The organism is Acinetobacter celticus (genome assembly GCF_001707755.1).
In the GTDB taxonomy this organism is placed as follows: Bacteria; Pseudomonadota; Gammaproteobacteria; order Pseudomonadales; family Moraxellaceae; genus Acinetobacter; species Acinetobacter celticus.
This window is the reverse complement of sequence record NZ_MBDL01000008.1, coordinates 433,889-453,565: the sequence shown is the minus strand read 5'-3', so window position 1 is coordinate 453,565 and position 19,677 is coordinate 433,889. Positions and strand designations below refer to the sequence as shown.

21 protein-coding genes are annotated in these 19,677 nt (G+C 37.2%); 16 read left to right on the top strand and 5 right to left on the bottom strand.

The window, feature by feature from the left end:
• Positions 1 to 44 precede the first annotated feature (44 nt).
• The 4 genes from BBP83_RS06300 to BBP83_RS06285 all read left to right on the top strand — a co-directional run bounded on the left by BBP83_RS06300 (position 45) and on the right by BBP83_RS06285 (position 3,756).
• Positions 45 to 575, top strand: a complete 531-nt coding sequence (locus BBP83_RS06300) for a YaeQ family protein (protein WP_068886604.1) — start codon at positions 45 to 47, stop codon at positions 573 to 575.
• Between the two features lie 134 nt (positions 576 to 709).
• On the top strand, positions 710 to 1,342 hold the full coding sequence (locus tag BBP83_RS06295) for an MgtC/SapB family protein (protein WP_068886602.1): 633 nt from the start codon (positions 710 to 712) through the stop codon (positions 1,340 to 1,342).
• An 83-nt stretch (positions 1,343 to 1,425) separates the two neighbouring features.
• Positions 1,426 to 1,764, top strand: a complete 339-nt coding sequence (locus BBP83_RS06290; protein ID WP_068886600.1) for an FKBP-type peptidyl-prolyl cis-trans isomerase — start codon at positions 1,426 to 1,428, stop codon at positions 1,762 to 1,764.
• 147 nt (positions 1,765 to 1,911) lie between these two features.
• Complete coding sequence (locus tag BBP83_RS06285) at positions 1,912 to 3,756, top strand: sensor domain-containing diguanylate cyclase (RefSeq protein ID WP_425394292.1); 1,845 nt, start codon at positions 1,912 to 1,914, stop codon at positions 3,754 to 3,756.
• A gap of 19 nt (positions 3,757 to 3,775) precedes the next feature.
• Here the strand turns inward: BBP83_RS06285 and BBP83_RS06280 are convergent, their stop codons facing one another.
• Positions 3,776 to 4,228 (bottom strand): GNAT family N-acetyltransferase, encoded by a 453-nt coding sequence (locus BBP83_RS06280; protein WP_068886598.1) that lies wholly within the window; start codon positions 4,226 to 4,228, stop codon positions 3,776 to 3,778.
• A 373-nt stretch (positions 4,229 to 4,601) separates the two neighbouring features.
• On the opposite strand from BBP83_RS06280, the gene BBP83_RS06275 reads away from it, so the two are divergent.
• Positions 4,602 to 5,081 carry a hypothetical protein gene (locus BBP83_RS06275; protein ID WP_068886596.1) on the top strand — a complete coding sequence of 160 codons (480 nt, stop codon included), beginning with the start codon at positions 4,602 to 4,604 and terminating at the stop codon, positions 5,079 to 5,081.
• A gap of 71 nt (positions 5,082 to 5,152) precedes the next feature.
• Here the strand turns inward: BBP83_RS06275 and BBP83_RS06270 are convergent, their stop codons facing one another.
• Entirely contained in the window at positions 5,153 to 5,935 is a 783-nt protein-coding gene (locus BBP83_RS06270) for a crotonase/enoyl-CoA hydratase family protein (protein WP_068886593.1), read from the bottom strand.
• A 197-nt stretch (positions 5,936 to 6,132) separates the two neighbouring features.
• Between BBP83_RS06270 and pnuC the strand changes: the two genes are divergently transcribed.
• The 3 genes from pnuC to BBP83_RS06255 all read left to right on the top strand — a co-directional run bounded on the left by pnuC (position 6,133) and on the right by BBP83_RS06255 (position 7,612).
• Positions 6,133 to 6,726, top strand: a complete 594-nt coding sequence (pnuC, locus tag BBP83_RS06265; protein ID WP_068886591.1) for a nicotinamide riboside transporter PnuC — start codon at positions 6,133 to 6,135, stop codon at positions 6,724 to 6,726.
• 11 nt (positions 6,727 to 6,737) lie between these two features.
• A complete protein-coding gene (locus tag BBP83_RS06260) occupies positions 6,738 to 7,007 on the top strand; it encodes a hypothetical protein (RefSeq protein ID WP_068886589.1) in 270 nt (89 codons plus the stop codon).
• Positions 7,008 to 7,114: 107 nt separating this feature from the next.
• The gene (locus tag BBP83_RS06255; RefSeq protein WP_068886587.1) at positions 7,115 to 7,612 is read left to right on the top strand and encodes a DUF2505 family protein; all 498 of its coding nucleotides are present in this window, start codon (positions 7,115 to 7,117) and stop codon (positions 7,610 to 7,612) included.
• A 71-nt stretch (positions 7,613 to 7,683) separates the two neighbouring features.
• Here the strand turns inward: BBP83_RS06255 and BBP83_RS06250 are convergent, their stop codons facing one another.
• The 3 genes from BBP83_RS06250 to BBP83_RS06240 form a co-directional block, all read right to left on the bottom strand.
• Entirely contained in the window at positions 7,684 to 9,006 is a 1,323-nt protein-coding gene (locus tag BBP83_RS06250; RefSeq protein WP_068886585.1) for an MFS transporter, read from the bottom strand.
• 163 nt (positions 9,007 to 9,169) lie between these two features.
• Complete coding sequence (locus BBP83_RS06245) at positions 9,170 to 9,373, bottom strand: amino acid transport protein (protein WP_068886584.1); 204 nt, start codon at positions 9,371 to 9,373, stop codon at positions 9,170 to 9,172.
• An 83-nt stretch (positions 9,374 to 9,456) separates the two neighbouring features.
• Positions 9,457 to 10,026 carry a DedA family protein gene (locus tag BBP83_RS06240; protein ID WP_068886582.1) on the bottom strand — a complete coding sequence of 190 codons (570 nt, stop codon included), beginning with the start codon at positions 10,024 to 10,026 and terminating at the stop codon, positions 9,457 to 9,459.
• 146 nt (positions 10,027 to 10,172) lie between these two features.
• Here BBP83_RS06240 and def point away from each other — a divergent pair, with 146 nt between their 5' ends.
• The 8 genes from def (at position 10,173) to BBP83_RS06200 (ending at position 19,625) form a co-directional block, all read left to right on the top strand.
• Positions 10,173 to 10,652 (top strand): peptide deformylase, encoded by a 480-nt coding sequence (def, locus tag BBP83_RS06235; RefSeq protein WP_068886580.1) that lies wholly within the window; start codon positions 10,173 to 10,175, stop codon positions 10,650 to 10,652.
• Between the two features lie 316 nt (positions 10,653 to 10,968).
• Complete coding sequence (locus BBP83_RS06230; protein WP_068886578.1) at positions 10,969 to 13,089, top strand: 3'-5' exonuclease; 2,121 nt, start codon at positions 10,969 to 10,971, stop codon at positions 13,087 to 13,089.
• 630 nt (positions 13,090 to 13,719) lie between these two features.
• Positions 13,720 to 15,141: a phosphomannomutase/phosphoglucomutase gene (locus BBP83_RS06225; RefSeq protein WP_068886576.1), complete on the top strand. Its 1,422-nt coding sequence runs from the start codon at positions 13,720 to 13,722 to the stop codon at positions 15,139 to 15,141.
• Between the two features lie 10 nt (positions 15,142 to 15,151).
• A complete protein-coding gene (argB, locus tag BBP83_RS06220) occupies positions 15,152 to 16,060 on the top strand; it encodes an acetylglutamate kinase (RefSeq protein WP_068886574.1) in 909 nt (302 codons plus the stop codon).
• Between the two features lie 433 nt (positions 16,061 to 16,493).
• Positions 16,494 to 17,342, top strand: coding sequence for a class II glutamine amidotransferase (locus BBP83_RS06215; protein WP_068886572.1), 849 nt, complete (start codon positions 16,494 to 16,496; stop codon positions 17,340 to 17,342).
• A gap of 276 nt (positions 17,343 to 17,618) precedes the next feature.
• Positions 17,619 to 18,074 (top strand): bacteriohemerythrin, encoded by a 456-nt coding sequence (locus tag BBP83_RS06210; protein WP_068886570.1) that lies wholly within the window; start codon positions 17,619 to 17,621, stop codon positions 18,072 to 18,074.
• Positions 18,075 to 18,231: 157 nt separating this feature from the next.
• Positions 18,232 to 19,314 (top strand): hypothetical protein, encoded by a 1,083-nt coding sequence (locus BBP83_RS06205; RefSeq protein ID WP_068886568.1) that lies wholly within the window; start codon positions 18,232 to 18,234, stop codon positions 19,312 to 19,314.
• Positions 19,314 to 19,625, top strand: coding sequence for an RnfH family protein (locus BBP83_RS06200; RefSeq protein WP_068886566.1), 312 nt, complete (start codon positions 19,314 to 19,316; stop codon positions 19,623 to 19,625). The genes BBP83_RS06205 and BBP83_RS06200 overlap by 1 nt, the downstream gene beginning before the upstream one ends.
• The last annotated feature ends 52 nt before the right edge of the window (positions 19,626 to 19,677 follow it).

Sequence of the window (19,677 nt, the reverse complement as noted above, 5' to 3'; positions counted from 1 at the left end):
TGGCTAAATCTTATATGCTAGGCGCCAAATTTGAGGACTTTTTTATGGCACTGAAAGCGACAATTTATAAAGCAGAATTGAATATTGCCAATATGGATGTTCATCAATATGCGGACTTCCAACTGACAATGGCTTTACATCCTTCAGAAACCATTGAACGTCTGATGGTGCGTATTTTAGCTTACGCACGTTATGCAGATGAAGCTTTGGAATTTACCAAAGATTTGTTTGAGACAGATGAGCCTGCCTTGTGGGAAAAAGATTTAACGGGTCAATTGGTAAAATGGATTGAAGTCGGTAGCCCAGATGAAGACAAAGTAAAAAAAGCCAGTGCACGTTGCAAGCAAGTTGCGGTCATTACTTATGGCAGTGCTGTTGATGAATGGTACAAACGCAATAGCAAATTAAAGACATTAAAAAATGTTGAAATGTGGAAGTTGTCTACTGCAACCACTGAAGCCATTCAGGCGTTGTGTGAACGTACCATGCAATTGCAGTTAAATGTGATGGATGGTGAATGGACTTTAATTGGCAATCATGCACAAGCGGTCATTGAGTGGGAACAGTTGCAATAATTCAGTACGCGTTTTAGAGCCGTATTCATGCAACAGTATTGATTGAAATTTCAATGAAAGATGTAAGCAAGACTTGCATCTTTCATACAAAGTTTTGTATACCTAAAGCAGAGAAATAACAATAAAGGCACAGTATGTATGCAGATTATGCTGACTTAATCCATCTGCTGGTGGCTTTAGCAATTGGCGCTGTTATTGGCGCAGAGCGTGAATATCGCAGTAAGTCTGCAGGTTTACGCACCATGATTATGGTGAGTTTGAGTTCCTGTCTATTTACTATTTTATCGCTAAAAATTGGTGTAGAAAACCCAGACCGTTTGGCTGCCAATATTTTAACAGGTCTGGGTTTTTTAGGCGCGGGCGTTATTTTTAAAGATGAAAACCGCATTTCAGGTATCACTACAGCAACCACCATTTGGATGACAGCAGCGATTGGTATGGCAGTCGGTGCGGGCTATTTGATACTGAGTTTGTTTGCCACACTCATTGTTTTAATCGTTTTAATTTTGCTGATTTATGTGCAAGAACGTATTGAGCATAGGCATCAGGCGCGGACGTATCGGATTGTTTGTCCATACCGCCAAGAAACTCTAGATAAATATGAAGAATTATTTAAAGAATACGGCATGCAGGTCATTCGTAATACACAGCGTAAAACGGAACATAGAATAACAGGGCGTTGGGTACTTATTGGTACAGCAGATAATCATCGTCATTTAACTGAATATTTATTGGATGATCCAAGTATTATCGAGCTAAGCTTTTAGCCAATTTGCATAGAAAAGTGCAGTTATAGCTGTAGAGCAGTTTATAATGTCGCGTAGCAGTATTTATTTTTAGGTGTGCAAATATGTCAAATGAATTAGAAATTATTGAGTTAAAAGTTGGCGAAGGCAAAGAAGCGGTTAAAGGCGCATTAATTACCACGCACTATACAGGCTGGTTAGAAGATGGAACGAAGTTTGACTCTTCTGTTGACCGTGGCAGTTACTTTGAAACCGTAATTGGTACAGGCCGTGTCATTAAAGGATGGGATCAAGGTATTATGGGAATGAAAGTGGGTGGAAAACGTAAACTGATCGTGCCTTCACATTTGGCTTATGGTTCACGTAAAATGGGGAATGTTATTCCAGCGAACTCAAATTTAATTTTTGAAATTGAATTGTTTGATGTGAAAACTCGCGATTAATTGTTTTAGTTTTTGTTTAAATAAACGGCAAGGAAGCCGTTTACTAATATTAAGAAAAAGTATTTGGAAATCAGCAAAATTAACCGTACATTAGATTGATAAACTACATTTTGGAAAATGTGTACATTGTTTTACTTGCAGGATGCAATTCGTTTTTTCTGGGGAGCTCTTCTTCTCATCGTTGTCTTTTTATTTGGGCAAACGTCCGTTTATGCGCAATATGAAACTGCGCCAGTTTCTTTTTATCAGCAACATCTTTTAACTGTAAATGAAGTCAATTTTTCTGAAGATGAAAGTACTCCACTTCAAGGTCAATGGTTATTTTATCCAAAGCAATTTCTCACTGGAACAAGCCCTGCACCTGTATTTATCCCCAAAGTCATCAATTTACCTGCCTCATTTAAAGAACTGACTGGTAGCAATGAAAATTACGGCACATTTGTTGGATATTTTAAAATCCCCAAAGAATTCATTGGACGTCGTATTGGTATTAAAATTCCAAATCAATATGGCGCATATAGAGTGTATTTGAATGGAGATTTTTTGGTTCGTGTCGGTGAAATAGGCAAATCATCAGCAGAACACGTGACTGAAAATGCGCCAAGAATCGCTTATTTTGTTGCGGAAAATGAATACTTTACCCTTGCAATTCAAGCTTCTAGCTTTTCATCTTTACATGGTGGTCTAGAAAACCCCATGCATATTGGTGTTGCAAAAGTAATTAATCGCCAATTTCAGCAATTGATGATGAGCATTGCCATGGTTTGTGGCGCGGTACTGGGGATTGGTTTATTCACTATTTTATTTGCGGTGTTCCGTGGCTCGAAAGTTCGCAATAGCCCCAGTATTTTTGTTTTTGGCATCTTTATTGTCTTTTTAGCGCTGCATAACCTATTTTCTGCCCCCTATGCTTATACCGTATTTACGGATATTAACTGGTTGTGGGGCACCCGCTTGGAGTATATATTTACTTACTTCGCCATTCTATTTTTTATTAGTTATATTTATTTATTGAGTCCAAGATATTTACATCGTCTCATTTACCAAATAGCGATGTTGTTATTGACTTTGAATATTTCGGTCACACTGGTTTCAGTTCCTGAAGTTTTTGCACGGCTGGCACTGTATTGCTCACCCTTTGGTTTGGTGGTTCTTATAAACTTTGCTTATGGTTTTTATCTGACTTTAAAGCATCACGAAACATATTCTGTCTTAAATTTATGCGCTGTTATTTTTCTGTGTATTACCTTCTTAAATGACTTTTTATTAATGATGAACTGGATTGATACGGTCAATTTATCTTTTATTTCGACCAGCGTTTATGCATTATTAATTATGCTACAGCAGTCTAGGAATTATGCGTACCAGACCTATCATACTGAGCAATTAAATAATAATTTGATGGAGCTGAATCGTCTACTGGATCAGAAAGTACAATCGCGCACCGAACAGCTTCATGCACTAAATGCAAAGCTAGAACATCAAGTGCAAACCGATGCGCTCACTGGGGCATATAATCGCCGTGCATTGAATGCCGAAATCCAAGTGCGTTTTTTAGAAACACAGCGACAGCATCAGGGCACTTTAATTTTTGCCATGTTAGATGTCGATTATTTTAAAAACTACAATGATTATTATGGGCATTTAAAAGGCGATGATATTTTGCGAAATCTGGTTCAGGTCATTTCAGACAACTTACCTTCGAGTGCTTTTTTAGCACGTTATGGCGGAGAAGAATTTGCTGTCGTCATGCAAAATGTTCCATTTCAGGTATCGGTCGAATTAATGAATACCGTTTTAGACGCAATTCGCCAGCAAGGGTTTGAGCATCATAATCGACAAGATCATAAGGATTTTGTCACGGTGAGTGTGGGGATGGCTTTCATGGATCGTCAACATCGTTATATTGATATTCATGCATTAATGAAAGCCGCCGATGTGAAATTATATGAAGCAAAGCATTCGGGACGCGATCAGCTGAAAGTCATTTAAGATTTTTGAGATGAATAATTTAGCTTAAATATTTCACCAAATGAGTGGTCGTTTGTGCTGAAGTAACATCTGCAGTGTGTTTAGGTTTAAACCCATGTTTCTTATAAAAGTGTAAAGCGGTTTGTGTACTGTCCAAGGTAATTTTTTTAACTTTTTTAATGTGCATACGTTCCATCATATTCATTAAAAGTGCTTTGCCAATACCTTGTTGTTGCATTTCAGGACAAATATAATTTAATAAAATTACCCCTTGGTCATCCACTAAAATAAAACCCACGACACGATTATTGTCAATATAGACCCAGCTGTCATTATAAAGTAGCCATAACAACAGATTGGATTGATTGGTTTTTTCAAGCCAAATTTGAATGTTACTTTCGTTGCGTTGATGATCGAGTACGCAGGAACGTATACTTTCATGAATCACCTGAATAATTTCAGGAATATCTTCAATCCTTGATTCACGTATCATAGCTCTTCTTGTTGAATTGAAAATGAAGTTACATTTCAGAAGATAATCTGTATTTTTAAAAGCCGAGAAATGTTGCTTTATGATGTGTTTTTGAAGAGTTTTCACTTAAATAGTCGGGTTTTATTCTAGTTTTGTTTCAATTCAGTTTTAAGTGTGATGTCTTCTTTATGTGAAATTTACTTTATAAAGCAAAACAGTCTTTATGACGGCATGATTGCTTTTCCTGTTGTGATACTTAAAAAGTACTTATCCTTAAAAAAAATACAATTTTATAGCACTGAATGTATATCAATGAATTGTTTAAAAAATACCCAAATCTATCGTATGATGATTGAGAACAATAGATGACTTAATACTATTTCGGGGCTGAGAGATGGTCAAACTTTTATTGATACTTTGCATCATAATTATACTTACTGTCGCTTGGATTATTGGTCTGAAAATTTATAAGACTCAGAAATTTATTCAAAAAAGACGCAAATCCCAAGCGCCAGATCAAGGTGCGAGCATAAGTGGCAGTTCGTATATCAAAAATGATGAAATAGTGGTAGTTCATGTCGATGCGTATGAGCAACAATTGTTTGATGATATTGCTGACTTATTTATGGAACAAGAGCAATTGTACGCGATTGATCATGCTGAAAAGGTACAAGATGCAGTATTTCGTAAAATGCCGGTGTGTTCCAAAACACAAATTCGTAAATTAGATTTAGAAGAGTGGTCAATTTATTGGACATTCTACGACCAATCTTTGGAATATTATGTCGGAAAATATGGAGTGTTTTATGCACATGTCGACCGTTTTGGCGCAGAGCATAAACACGAAATTCGGCGACAGGGAACATTTAGCTAATCGCTTATTACATCACATGAGACAGCTTGCATCCATCCTCTGAATTGAGTGCTTTAGAGTAATGATGGTATTTATTTGCCTTTAAATTTAGGCGCTCTACGCTCTAACATGGCCATGACACCTTCTTGAGCATCTTGTGAATGCAGTAAGGGATTTAAATATAATTGTAAATTGGAAAATGCCACTTCAGCTCCTTGCAATGTCGCTTCTTGTGCCGATGCCAATGTTGCTTGAACCGCTAAGGGGGCAGCGCGACAAATGTGTTCGGCCAATTCAAGGGCACGATCAAGTGGTGCTATTGTGCTAATTTCAGTAATTAAATTCATCGCTAGCGCATCTTGTGCAGAGAACGGAGCGCCCGTTAGCAAAAAACGCATGGCTTTGGCCCAACCAGCTGCTTGTACAAAACGTACTGTGGCTCCCCCAAAAGGTAAAATTCCGCGTTGTACTTCCATCTGTGCGAACTGAGTATTGTCCTGTGCAATGACTAAATCTGCATTGAGCATTAATTCAATTCCTGCGGTATAACAATAGCCTTGAACGGCCACAATGACAGGTTTAGTCCGCTTTCTGGAGCTTGTCCCCCAAGGGTTAATTTCATTGGGATTAAAATGAAAGACCCCAGAAGCCAGTTTCGGTTGCAGTTCAACTAAATCTAGGCCTGCGGTAAAATGTTCACCGTGCGCGAATATCACGGCACAACGTAAGTCATCACCATCTTCATATTCAGTCAGTGCGACAGAAAGATCATGAATCATATAACTGTCAAATGCATTGCGCTTTTCAGCCCGATCCAGACCAATCAGCATGATATGGCCACGGATTTCACGACTGACTTTCCCTTGATGATCCATATTTTTTCTCTTCAAGATAAAATAAATGATTATGGAGCTAGTTTTAAACAATCCTTATAAAATTGTCAAAAAAGCTGTACAGCAGGTTCTACATATAGAGTGGTCAGTGCGTTTTAATAACAAAACGGTGTAGATTTAACTTGCCTTTAGGTCAGAATTTTCCATAATTGCAACGTCTTTTTTTAGTTTCGTTGCTCATGTCTGGTCTTGAAATTGTAGCCGTACTTATTAGTCTGATTGGCGTGATCTTAACGGTTAAACGCAATATGTGGTGCTGGGGGTTTAACTTTGTGGCCTTTGTGTTGTACGCCTATTTGTTTTACACCTTTAAGCTGTATGGGGAAACAATTTTGCAGTTTTTCTTTATGGTGGTTAATTTTTATGGCTTTTATTTTTGGCTCAAAGGCAAAAAACACGATCAAGCGCATGAAATTCGCATCGAACCGATAGCAACCAAGAAGGTCATTTTACAAATGTTGATGGCGACCTTCGGTGGTTTGGTTTTTGGTCTTAGTTTAAAATATTTTACCGATGCGGCCGTGCCCATTTTAGATGCTCAATTGGCTGCCTTTAGCTTACTTGCAACCTATTGGACCAGTCGTAAACATATTGCGACATGGGTGCTTTGGGTTTTTGTCGATATTATTTATGTTGGTATGTTTATTTACAAAGACTTAATACTCACTGCTGGCTTATATGCAGGTTTTGTCGGGCTTGCAGCCTTTGGTTGGTGGCAGTGGACTCAAGTGAAGCATCAGCAACACAAATCAAATGCTTTAGCTCAAGTGTAGATAGTCTTGGCATGATGATTAACTTTAAACAAACCCAGTTGGATCAGTTTGATGCGCTTATTAGGCGCATCGTCAATACGCCTAATGACTATTTAAATTTTGATTCAGTGTCTGACTTTTACCAAGCACCGTGGCTTAATGACTTACCCAAAAGTGCAGTATGGGAAGTTTCAGGATTAGATAATGGTGCTGAAGTTTTTGATGTGCGTTTGAGTTGTTATGAGCGTGTGGTTTTTATTTATATCGCAGAGGAAATTGTCATACAGGATGGCAAAAAATAGCATTTAAAAACGAGTATAGTGCAACTTTAGATTTCACCATGACATGGATAAAGCCCTTTATGTCAGAGTGAAAAACCACAAAAACAAAAATGAAAGGAACAATCATCATGGCGCATCAGTTTGTTGTCAACGCTACTATTCAAGGTATTTCACTAGCAGACTTTCATCGCTTGGCTTCAGATATAACTTTGCATGAAGCTGTTTGTAAACGTATTCCTGGTGAAAATTTAGAAATTTTAGAATCTAAAAAAGCTGGGGACATTTATACCTTAAAGCGTGCTTATAATTTAGAGGTTAATCTGCCTGATATTGCAAAAAAACTCTTAAAAGATGCATTTCGTCTAAAACGTACAGATGTCAGTGACTTATCAAAAATGACCTCTGAAGTGACCTTAGACCCGAATTTACCTTTAAAAGCCCACTGTCAGCGCCAAGTGACAGGTGATGATTCGCAAATTCAGTTTCAGTTGGAATGGAGCGTGAAAGTCAATGTTCCGCTTATTGGTGGGATGTTAGAAAAACATGCGGAAAGTGAAATTCGTCGTTTTAGTCAGTTGGAAATTGACATCGTCGAAGATGAGTTACGTAAAAATTTAACGGTTTAAAGTAGGCTTTCCAGTTGAAAAAGAGCGGAATTTACCGCTCTTTTTATATGGATAATCATCAAACAAGAAAATTAATCATCTGCTTGAATTAAAGACGTACCATTGAGTTCTTGGTTTTTTGTTTGTTGCTCAAAGCGCGAACGGTAAACGAGGGCTGTAAAAAAGGCCACTATGCATACCACCCAAATGTAGTACATTGCACCAATTTGACTGTAGACACTTAACCACTGCACAAGAGGTAAGGTTATCCCGCCTGCAATGGCGTAAGCAAAATTATAAGAAAAAGAAATACCCGAAAAACGAATTTGTGCAGGAAACATTTTCACCATACTATAAGACACCATACCGACAGTCCCTGAGCTTAAGCCCAACAGCATATACAGTATAAATACAGTATAGGGTGCAACATGACCTAAGCTGTTATAGAACACGGTGGCAAGAGTGGCAACAGCCAAAGAACCCAACAGCATAATTTTACCAGCACCAAAACGGTCAGCCAACATACCAGCCAAAACACACCCCAACATTTGCATGATAATGGCGGCACTTTGCATTTTAAAAGCATCGGCACGTTCAAAACCAAAAGCACCTGTCAGTAGGTTTGGCATGGCTAAAATAAGCACAACAACACAAGCCGTTAAAAACCAAGTAAAAAACATGCCTACAATGACGGCAGTTTTATGATGAGCCAACACTTGTTTAACGGGGAGTTCTTTGGCCAAGGATTTTTTCTCTTGCATGGCTTTGAATACAGGGGTTTCTTTTAAGTAAGTGCGTAGGTACAGTGCAACAAAACCAAAAATTCCGCCTAAAATAAATGGAATTCGCCAAGCCCAATCATGAATTTCAGTTTCACTGAATTTAAGTGAAATAAACAATGACATTAATGCACCGAGTAAAATCCCCAGTGAAAGCCCTGCGGTAAGTAAGCCATTGGCAAGACCAACTTTCTTTTCAGGTACATGCTCTGATACAAATGTCCAAGCTGCAGGAATTTCACCACCAATAGCAATGCCTTGTACCACACGCATTAAAAGTAAAAGCACAGGTGCTGCATAACCAATCGTTTCAAATGTGGGCATAACGCCAATCATTAAGGTTGGAAGTGCCATTAATAAAATAGACAGACTGAACAAGCGTTTGCGTCCAATTAAGTCCCCAAAATGTGCCATGACCACACCGCCGAGTGGACGGAAAAAGTAGCCTGCTGCAAAAATGCCATAGGTGTTGAGCATGGCCCAAAACGGACTAAGCGTACTAGGGAAAAATAATTCAGAAATGATTTTTGCGTAAAAGACATAAATTACAAAATCATAGAATTCTAAGGCGCCACCTAGGGAAGAAAGTCCTAGTGTGCGTTTGTCTTCATTGGTTAAACGTGGATGAGCGTCCATGCAGATATTCCATAAACAAAGCGGAAATTAATTAGAGCTTAGTTTAGTTTAATGATCTGAAAATTGGTTGAATAATCAATCTTTATTTATATATTAATAACTTTCTATTATGATTTAACTAAATTTATATTATTTATAAGATATTGGCTTTTAATAGGCCGTATTATAAGCGAATAAATTGGGGTGAAATACAGAGAATAATTCCAATTAATATTAAAACAACTGTATTTTCAATAAAATAGGGGTAAATCATTAGTGCAATTCCACAAATAAGTGGCATGGTTTGTTGTTGTTTTTTACCATAAATAAAATAGCCCAAGCCAATTGAGCTAAAAACGACGCCAAGCAATACTGGCACAGTATTCATGATTGCATTCCAAAGTCAGTAAAATATTTATAGTTAAAATAGATGAAGCCAGACTTAATTTTTTCTCATTAAGTGAATACTTTTTATTTCTGTAATTTAATTATTCGGCCATACATCATTCGGGTAAAAACAATACAGATAATCACCGCGACAGTAATCACAATTTTATGTTGATGTGGGAGGAGCAGATGCCAAAAGACATGTAGCCAGTGACTAATTTGCAAGCCTACACTGACCACAACAAAGGCCCAAATAAAACTCGCAATTAAATTCATGAGGAAATAACGCACCGCAGGATAATGCACAATTCCGAAACTCATTGGAATAATAGTTCTTAAGCCCCATAAAAAGCGCATGAGTAAAATGGTTAAAGTGGGATAACGTAAAATAAGTTGGCTTGCACGCTGAAATTTTTGATTTAATTTCGGGCGATTTTTTATAAAGCTATAGCCATATTTTTTACCCAAATAATAATACATTTGGTCACCCAAAAATCCGCCAACCATTGCGACAGCAATTAAAGTCCAAAAACTGAAAAGGTGTTGTTGAACAGCATAAGCACCCAAAAGCAGTACAGTTTCACCTTCAAAGAAGGCACCGACAAATACAGCCAAATAGCCATAATGTTGCAATAGGGCAGACCAATCAAACATAGTTCATGTCTTTTATATTTAATAATGAATAGTGTTCGCTGTTCTACAGCCCAAAGCTTAAGCTATGATTAAAACGTGATAAATTTTTCTAAACATAAGCCTAAGAGTAGCTTTTAAATATTTCACTGTATTGGAGATGGTAAGGAATGAGTACAATTTTAGCAGTTGCACAGCGTGGAGAAGCAATTTTAAAGTGCATTGCTTCACCTGTGTTAGAGACTGAATTTAACAGTACGTGGTTACATGAACTGGCGCAATCGATGCATGCCACCATGCAGATAAAAAGTGGTGTCGGCATTGCGGCACCACAGGTTTATGTTTCGAAACGCGTGATTATTGTGGCTTCTCGGCCTAATTTACGTTACCCAGACGCACCTGAAATGGATGCAGTGGTGATGCTTAACCCAGAAATTTTAGAAATGTCAGAACAGGTGCTTTTAGGTGAAGAAGGCTGTTTAAGCGTAGAAGGTGAACGTGGTCAAGTCGCCAGAGCAGACACAATTCGAGTCCGTTATTTTACTTTAGTCGGCGCTATGATGGAGCTCACCTTGAGCGGATTTCCAGCGCGCATCGTGCAACATGAAGTCGATCATTTAAATGGTATTTTATTTGTAGATAGGCTTTAAATAAGCATCGAAATTTTAGTTTAAAACATGAGTATCTGCATAAAAATTGAGACAATATTTTCGGAATAAAATAATCAGTATTTGACTAGGTAAATAGTTATTGAATTGCTACAAGATATTTTATGACCAAATAGAGCCATGAGTTTTTGTGTGTTTATATCAGGTATTTTATCTATGAACGAATGTGTAATTTGCTCACAATAAGGCTAATTCTTTGAAAAATTAATTAATATATAATGTAATACTGTGGACTATTAGACATTCTTATATATAATTTGCTTGGTTTATCAATTAATTATGACTTGAGTATATAAGCGTGGCTGAATTAATTCCCCAAAGCATACAACAATTAAAATCGGCAAGCAGTGGGGAAAGAAAGGTCTACCAATTATTAGAGTATGTTTTCCAATCCGAAAATGCCATTATTTGGCATGAGCCGAAGGCATTAAATCGGTATACCGACTTTATTATTTGGTTGCCTGAACACGGTCTATTGGTGGTTGAAGTTAAAGATTGGTCAAAAGACCGTTTTGAAACATTGAACCCAGAAACTTTTACAGGTCGTTTTTATAACAAAAATGATCATAAGATTGTTGCTGTAAAGAATCCAGAATCTCAAGTGCGAAAATGCATGTTGAGTATTTTAAATGAGTTTAAAAAGTCAGCTATTTTTTTACAAACGGGTGGGGCATATAAGGGAAATGTAAAATTTCCAATCAGTAGTTGTGTTATTTATACCGAATTAAAACAAGAAGAAGCAGATTCTATTGGCTTAACCTTACCTTCAATTAGCACAGCACATAAAACCATTTTTAAAGATGATTTACGTTTTGTGGCTGAAAATAAAACCTTTAAGCAAAAGTTAATTCAAGCATTTAAAGATGTAGCGTTCCCATTTGAAAAATTAAGCTATGCAGAAGAGAAGTTTTTACGCTATATGATTTTTCCCGAAATTCGGGTAAATGAGTTCACGCAAGATGAATTATTTAGTGTAGAACCACAGGCAGTAAAAGCTTTAGATTTATCGCAAGAATCAATTGCTAAAAATATTGGCGATGGACACCGAATTTTAAAAGGTGTTGCTGGTAGTGGTAAAACTTTGGTTTTAGCTTGTCGTGCCAAATATTTAAAAACCATTTATCCAGACTATAAAATATTGGTGGTTTGTTATAACAATTCGTTGTGTAACCATTTAAGTCAAATGTTTGGTGATGATTTTAATGAAAAAATTGAAGTTCGTAATTTTCATAGTTTGGTTAAAAGTGTAACCAATGCCAAATTGTTTATGCTAAATAATGAAAAACAGGCAGATTATAATAGCCGTGTTGGTGATATTTTAAATGATTATTTGGCCCTAGATAATGTGGCAGAGTCAGATAAGTATGATGCAATTTTAATTGATGAAGGGCAAGACTTCGCGCAAGAGTGGATCATTGGTTTGTCTAAGTTGGTTAAAGCAGAAACCAATCATATTTTATTTTGCTATGACCCTGCACAGAATATTTTTAATCGTAAAAAACCAAGTTGGCGTTCAGTAGGATTACAGGTTCAGGGAAAAAAACCTGTTGAATTATTAAAGTGTTATCGAAATACCAAAGAAATTTTAGATATTGCCAAAGAGTTTTTAAATCCCAAATTATTAGACAGTTTACAAAATCATGATGAATATGATCGGGTTTTAGACCCAGACACGGGAGAGTGTAAAACGGGTGAATATCCAAGTATTTATCATGAAAATGACGTGCGTCATTTAGCGGACTTAATTGCGCGTAAAATTCGCCAATTAATAAAATCGAGTGTGCTAGCAAGTGATATTGCCGTTTTACAAGCAAAGTCGGCGCAATACGATATTTTTATTACAGAGCTGAAGGAAAAGATAGCTCTATATTGCCCTGATGTTGAATTGGATTTAATTTTTAGTAGTACAGATAAAAAAGCGCTTAATTTACAGAAAAATTCTATTAAAATTATGAATGTAGAGTCATCCAAAGGATTGGAATTTCCACATGTGTTTTTTATTGGTTTAGATTATATGCCACGTATAGGCGAAAACCGTGACATAGATTCTGAACGTAAACTGGCTTATGTTGGCATGACGCGTGCGCAAAATAAATTATTTATTCTAGGTTGTGAAAATACGGGTTTTTTATCTGATATCAAAGAGATACAGCAAAGAGCTACAATTCAATCGAGTGAAAATAAAGTATCTAATAATATTGTTGTAGAAACAACTAGTCTGGAAGTACTCACAGCTCATGATGAAATTGACATAAGTACGGATGCAATGACTGGTCAAAAGTGGTCTGAAGATGAAGAAGTAAAATTAATTGATGCTTTTATGGAAGAAAAACTGTCTATTAAAGACATTGCACAACGGCATCAGCGTAAAGAGGGCGGTATTCGTTCTCGCTTAAAAAAACTCAGGCTCATTGATTAAGCTATGCAGTGAATGAAATTTATTTTGGTATACCATTTTTAGCCTAATACAACTGATTGCCTTAATATATTGATGAGATTAAAAGTGTTGATGAAATGAATAGGTCATAAGGTTCATAGAACTTAATGCATTGGATTTTATATTGTGAATATTAATAAAAGTAGATAAATATTGGCAAATAAAAATAAGCATCATGTTGAATTTTTAAGATAAAGGTTGGATTTTTTAAAATAAATTTTATTAATTTAAAAAATGTGTAAGGATTATATTTTTTGTGTTGAATAGGGTGTTTTTGATTTTTTTATTTTAAGTGTGAGTATAAGAATGAATACTAAAATAGTTTAATGATCTTATGTTGTTTTTTTATTCAGTTGCTAGCGTAGTCTTTGTCAATTTTTTTGAAATAAAAGTCGTATTTTTTTAACAAAAAGCAGAATAAGTTGAAGATATTTAAATCAATTTATAAAAAAAAATTTAATTTTTATTACCTCGTTGTTTAGTTTTTTTTAATTGATTCTTAAACAAAAATGATATAAAAAGACACATCTAAAAAGGTAAAATATAATTTAATGATTATTGGTAGTTTAAATTATAAGAGCTTTGCAAAATTGATGACTAGAAGAATGCATTATGGGGTCACTGTATAATAATTTTCCAATACATATTTTCCGCGCTTATGATATTCGTGGAAAAGTGTCATTGCTCAATGCCGAGATGGTGCAAGCCATAGCGCATGGTTTGGCACAGCAGTACATTCGTGCAGGCCAAACGCAGTTAGTAATCGGTTATGACGCCCGTTTAAGCAGTCCCAGCTATGCCCACATTATTTTTGAAGTCTGTGCAGAATATCAGTTAAAGGCAACCATTATTGGCTGTTGCTCAAGCCCTATGTTGTATTACATTGCGCGCCAGTATGCTGGCAATGGCATTATGGTCACGGCAAGCCATAATCCTAAAACAGATAATGGTATTAAATGGATCGTGCAAGGCGAACCTCCATGTCCTGAGAAAATTCAGCAAGTAGCGCAAGATTCTAAAGCATTTTTTATTCCGAAACAGGCTGTACAGCAGTCACAGACTGAGCACCAAATTTTTCCTGAATTTTGCCTACAGTATCAGCAGTCGCTATTGTCTGATATTCAGCTCAAGCATCCGATTAAAGTTGTATTAGATGGCTTAAATGGTTCTGCTGGACGTTGTGCCACCTTGGTATTGAAGAAGTTAGGTTGTCAGGTAACCGCTATTCGCTGTGAAGCGGACGGAAACTTTCCAGACCATGCACCAGACCCATCTCAAGAAATTCATTTGACGAAAATTTGTCATACTGTACAAGAACAACAAGCCAGTATGGGTATCGCTTTAGATGGCGATGGTGACCGTTTGGTACTAATTGATGAGCATGGGAAAATCATTTCGGCAGATCGTTTACTGTGTTTATTTGCAGAGATGTGTTTGGCGGATCATCCTGAACGTGAAATTGTTTATGACGTAAAATGCTCGACTATGGTGAGAAATACCATACAGGCTTTAGGTGGTTTACCTGTCATGATTCGCACGGGGAGTTCATTTTTACGAAAATATTTAGCCAAGTCCCAAGGTAAAGCAGTCTTTGGTGGCGAATATGCAGGTCATTATGTGTTTAATGATGGCCGTGGTGGTGGCTATGACGATGGTTTATATGCTGCACTTCGTGTGATGGAATATATTCAGCAAAAAGGCCTCAGTTTGTCACAAGCATTGGCACAATATCCTGAACGTAATGGTACAGAAGATTTATATATCAGCACTTATCAAGCGATTCCGCAAACCGTTTTAAATGCGGTTGAACAGCAATCTCAGTATATTGATGCAGAAATTAGTAAAATTGATGGCATACGGCTTGATTTTGATGATGGATTTGGCATCATTCGAGCATCGAATACAGGTGAATATTTCACAGTACGTTTTGACGCAGATAATGCGACACGTTTAGATGAAATACGTCAGCTGTTTAGTTCCATGTTATTAGAGCAATATCCACATATTGCCCAAGACATTTTAGATGCTCAATAAGGAGAGGCGAATGCCACATCAGCATACTGGCATCGACAAAGCACAAATTTTGACAGAAGCTTTGCCGTATATTCAAAGATTTTCGGGCAAGACGCTGGTTGTTAAGTATGGTGGCAATGCAATGACTGATCCCGAGTTGGAAAGTTCGTTTGCACGCGACATCGTATTATTGAAAACTGTAGGTTTGAATCCGATTGTCGTTCACGGTGGTGGTCCACAAGTCGATTCATTCTTAAAACAGTTGGGTCGCGAATCTGACCGTATTGATGGCATGCGTGTGACGGATGCTGCAACCATGGAAGTGGTTGAAATGGTGTTGGGCGGTAGTGTTAATAAATCAATTGTCAATCTCATCAATCAACATGGTGGTCGTGCCATTGGTTTGACGGGTAAAGACGGTAATTTGTTACGTGCACAAAAACTGTTGATGTATAAAACCGCTGAAGACGGCACAGTACAAGAAATTGATCTGGGTCTTGTCGGTGAAGTGGTCGGTGTGAAAACTGACGTTTTAGAAATGTTTACACAAAGCGATTTCATTCCCGTGATTGCACCTTTGGGTGTTGATGATGAAGGCAATACCTACAACATTAATGCGGACTTGGTTGCAGGTAAAGTTGCAGAAGCATTAGGTGCAGAGAAATTAATTTTGCTGACCAATATCACCGGTGTTTTAGACGAAAACAAAAAATTGCTGACGGGTTTAAGTACGCAAGAAGTTGACCGTTTAATTGAAACGGGTGTGATTTACGGTGGCATGATTCCTAAAGTAGGTTGTGCTCTAGATGCTGTAAAAGGCGGTGTGGTTAGTGCGCATATTGTTGATGGTCGTGTGCCACATGCAACTTTACTGGAAATTTTTACAGATCATGGGGTTGGAACGTTAATTACCAATCGTAGCAATGTGAAAAAAGCTTAATTAAAGACAGTCTATATTTTAAAAAAGCCTCATCATAATGGGGCTTTTTTTATGCCTTAAATTCTATATAGATGAGCCAAACGTCATTCAAATGTCATCGACATTGTTTATTCGCATGCAAGGTAATGAAGCATGAGCTTATATAGGCATCAATACAATGCAATACCTTCCTACAGCGCTCTAGCTACCCTATATAGTCTCAGCAAGCATTTGAACGGCCTTATCTGCAATATCATTTTCAGTAAGATGAGCGTATCTCCAAGTTGTTTGCTGTGTATTTAGAAATGAGCTAACGGACGAAAAAATTTATTTTGCAGAAAAAAAACCGTGCCAATTTGTTAAAAATCATAAGAAACGCTGATTTTCCCGTTTGAAATGGTGGAAGGAGTCATGCAGAATAGCTTTGATGCCGATTAAAAAAAGATGATGAGTTATGTGCCAGTTGCTTGGAATGAATTGCGCGACACCTACGGATATTACCTTTTCTTTCCGAGGCTTTTCACAGCGAGCAGGAATTACCTCAGATCACTGTGATGGTTTTGGTATTGCGTTTTTTGAAGATAAAGCCTGCCGTTTGTTTGCCGATAATCAATCAGCAGTTGAATCACCAATTGCAGAATTTATTCGTAATTATCCGATCAAATCACGTAATGTTATCGCACATATTCGTAAAGCAACACAGGGTAAAATCAATCTGGAAAACTCACATCCTTTTAGTCGTGAACTGTGGGGACGTCAGTGGATTTTTGCGCACAATGGTGACTTACACAATTTTAAACCTGAGTTGGTGGGGCGTTTTACACCTGTAGGGAATACCGACAGTGAATTGGCTTTTTGTTATTTACTGGAACAGTTGGTAAAGCGCTTTGGGTACGTAGAACCCACGTTGGATCAAGTTTTTGATGTTCTGTTAGAAATTTCACCGCAAATTGCGGAGCATGGTACTTTTAATTTTTGCTTGTCGAATGGTCAAGCTTTATTTGCCTATGCCATTACTAAATTGCATTGGTTGGTACGCGAATTTCCATTTCAACCTGCACAGTTAATTGACCTAGATGTAGAAGTCGACTTTAGTGAGTTGACCACGCCGGAAGATCGTGTCGCGGTGATTACCACAGAACCGCTCACTCAAAATGAAGTTTGGACGGCATTTCAAGCTGGCGAAATGATACTTTTTCAGCATGGTCGTCCAATCCGTCAAGGATTGACACAAGTGGCGCGTTTAGAACGAGAAAAACATGATCCTTCACTTAAACGAATAACGAAGGCTGACCAATATTAAGTTGAAACATGTAATGGTTGCGGTTGGTTTTTAGTTGATATTTTCAGCTTTTGAGGCAACTATTGTGTTCTTGGTCAATTTATAAATTATTGAATTGATTAAATAATATCTTAGCTTTATGGTTGGTTTAAATTGTTTTATACATTTAAAACAACAGCATATAACAAATATGTAGATTTTTGCTTAAACCCGAGTAATTCACTTCATTTTTATTTAGCTCAATTGTCTATATCATTCATTTAAAGTGATATGTCTTTTATATTGTTAGGGGTCGTAATGAAAATGCAATGGGTTCCAGAATATAATACGGGTATCGATGTGATTGATGATCAACACAAACGAATTCTGGATTACATTAATGAAATTGATGGAATTAATGCGAATTTAGAACGTGATCGTGTTAAGCAGATTCTTGATAATATTATTGATTATACGCAGTCACATTTTACTTTTGAAGAATCTCTTCAAGAGGAAGCAGGTTATAAATATCGCGTACCGCATAAGCGTGTACATGATTTATTTATTAAGAAAATTGAATCTTATCGCGACCGTTTCGAAATGGGTCATGCAATTGAATCTGAATTACATGAAGTGCTTTCAAAATGGCTTATTAATCATATTCAACACGATGATGCAGATTATGTCGGCGCGGTGAAAGAAAATATGATGGGGATTATTAAAGAGAAAGAAAAGAAAACAGGTAAAAATTGGTTCGCCCGTTTTTTCTCATAAGTTTTTCTTTATAAAATAAGACTAAGCGAGATAAAAAAATTAAAATATTCTTATAAATTTGCGCAGCAAATCACTGTTATGGTGGTTTGCTTTTTTGTTTTTGATTTTCAGCGTTGAGCAAGGCAAAATAGCGCTAGATTTTAAAAAGGAATGCATCATGCAGGACAATGCTATGCCAAAATGGTTATCGCCTCTGATGGCTTTTTGTTTATCGTTTATTGTAATCGCAACACTTGCACCAATAACGGGAATTCAAATTGACCGCCAGTTAGATTTTTGGCTACTCTGGCTCGGCGCAATGTTAATTTTAGCATTGCCTGTGTGTTATTTAGAGATTGCTTTAGCAAAACGCTCCAAAACTACAGCATTGCAAGCATTATCAAATTTGACACGAGACGCAGATGCGTCTTCTAAATGGCGTTTGGCGGGTTGGTTCGGAGCTGTTTTTATTCCTTTTCTGGTCGGAGGAATGCTTTCAAATTCTGCACATCTCTTGAATATTTCTGTACTTCCTAGCGTTACACCCACAATTGTATTTGCTATTTTGGCTGTGGTGGCTTTTGCAGTATCTTTTATTCCCCGCCAATATACTGTGGTTTTGACCGCAGTTGGGGTACTGGGCTCTTTAATTTTAGCCCAAACCACTGGAACTGCATTATCTGAATGGAAAGTTACACCGCTTGAGTTTAGTGAATGGGGAAGCGCAACCGTATTGGCTTTGGTTGCCAGTGGTTTAGGCTTGGGCCTTTATTGGCAAAGTAGCTTGGCTGTGCTGAATCAACAAGATTCCGTTACAAAAATGGCCTTACCTATTTGGATTGCACAACTTTTAGCTGTGGTGGCTTTTGGCTTCTTTGCTGTAAAAGCCAATATTTCTGCATATGCTTTAATTTTTGCGACGGTTATGGCAACAGGGTTCATGTTAAATATGGCCCGCGAGCAGTTACAACAAAGACAATTGGCTGTGCTAATACAGTGGGCTATTTTATTGGTCGCTGTATTGGTTTGGGAAATTCCACAAATCGGCCCGATTTTTAATATTCTGCTTGTGTTGTGGGGCTTGGTGATTTGTCTCATTTATGCCGTTTTTGCAGGTTGGATTATGAAAATTAGTCACCTACGTAAATCAATGAATTTTAGTCACGAAGTTTTTTATAACATTTGGCGTATTGCTGTACGTGTGATCTTGCCAGTCGCGATTGTGCTTGCAATGATTGCTGTACTTGGAAAATTGTTCTAATGACGCAAGCTCAGGTTTGGGTGGCCTATGCAGGGGTAGATCAACAATTTCATATTGCCGTGCCATTTACAATTGGTATGACTGCATTAGATGCAATTGAACAAAGTGGTATCAGTCAACTCACTCCTTTAGCAGAAACGCTTCAAGTTGGAATTTTTGGTGTCCGTTTGCAAAATTTGCAACAGGTATTGTTGGTTGGAGATCGCGTTGAGATTTATCGACCTTTAACCATTAATCCGAAAGATATTCGCCGTAAACGTGCAATCAATAATCCCGTTGGGCGCTTAAGTAAGGGAAATCGCTTTAAATAATTGAAGCCATCAAAAAAACCCCTCAATGAGGGGTTCCTTTTTATATTAAACT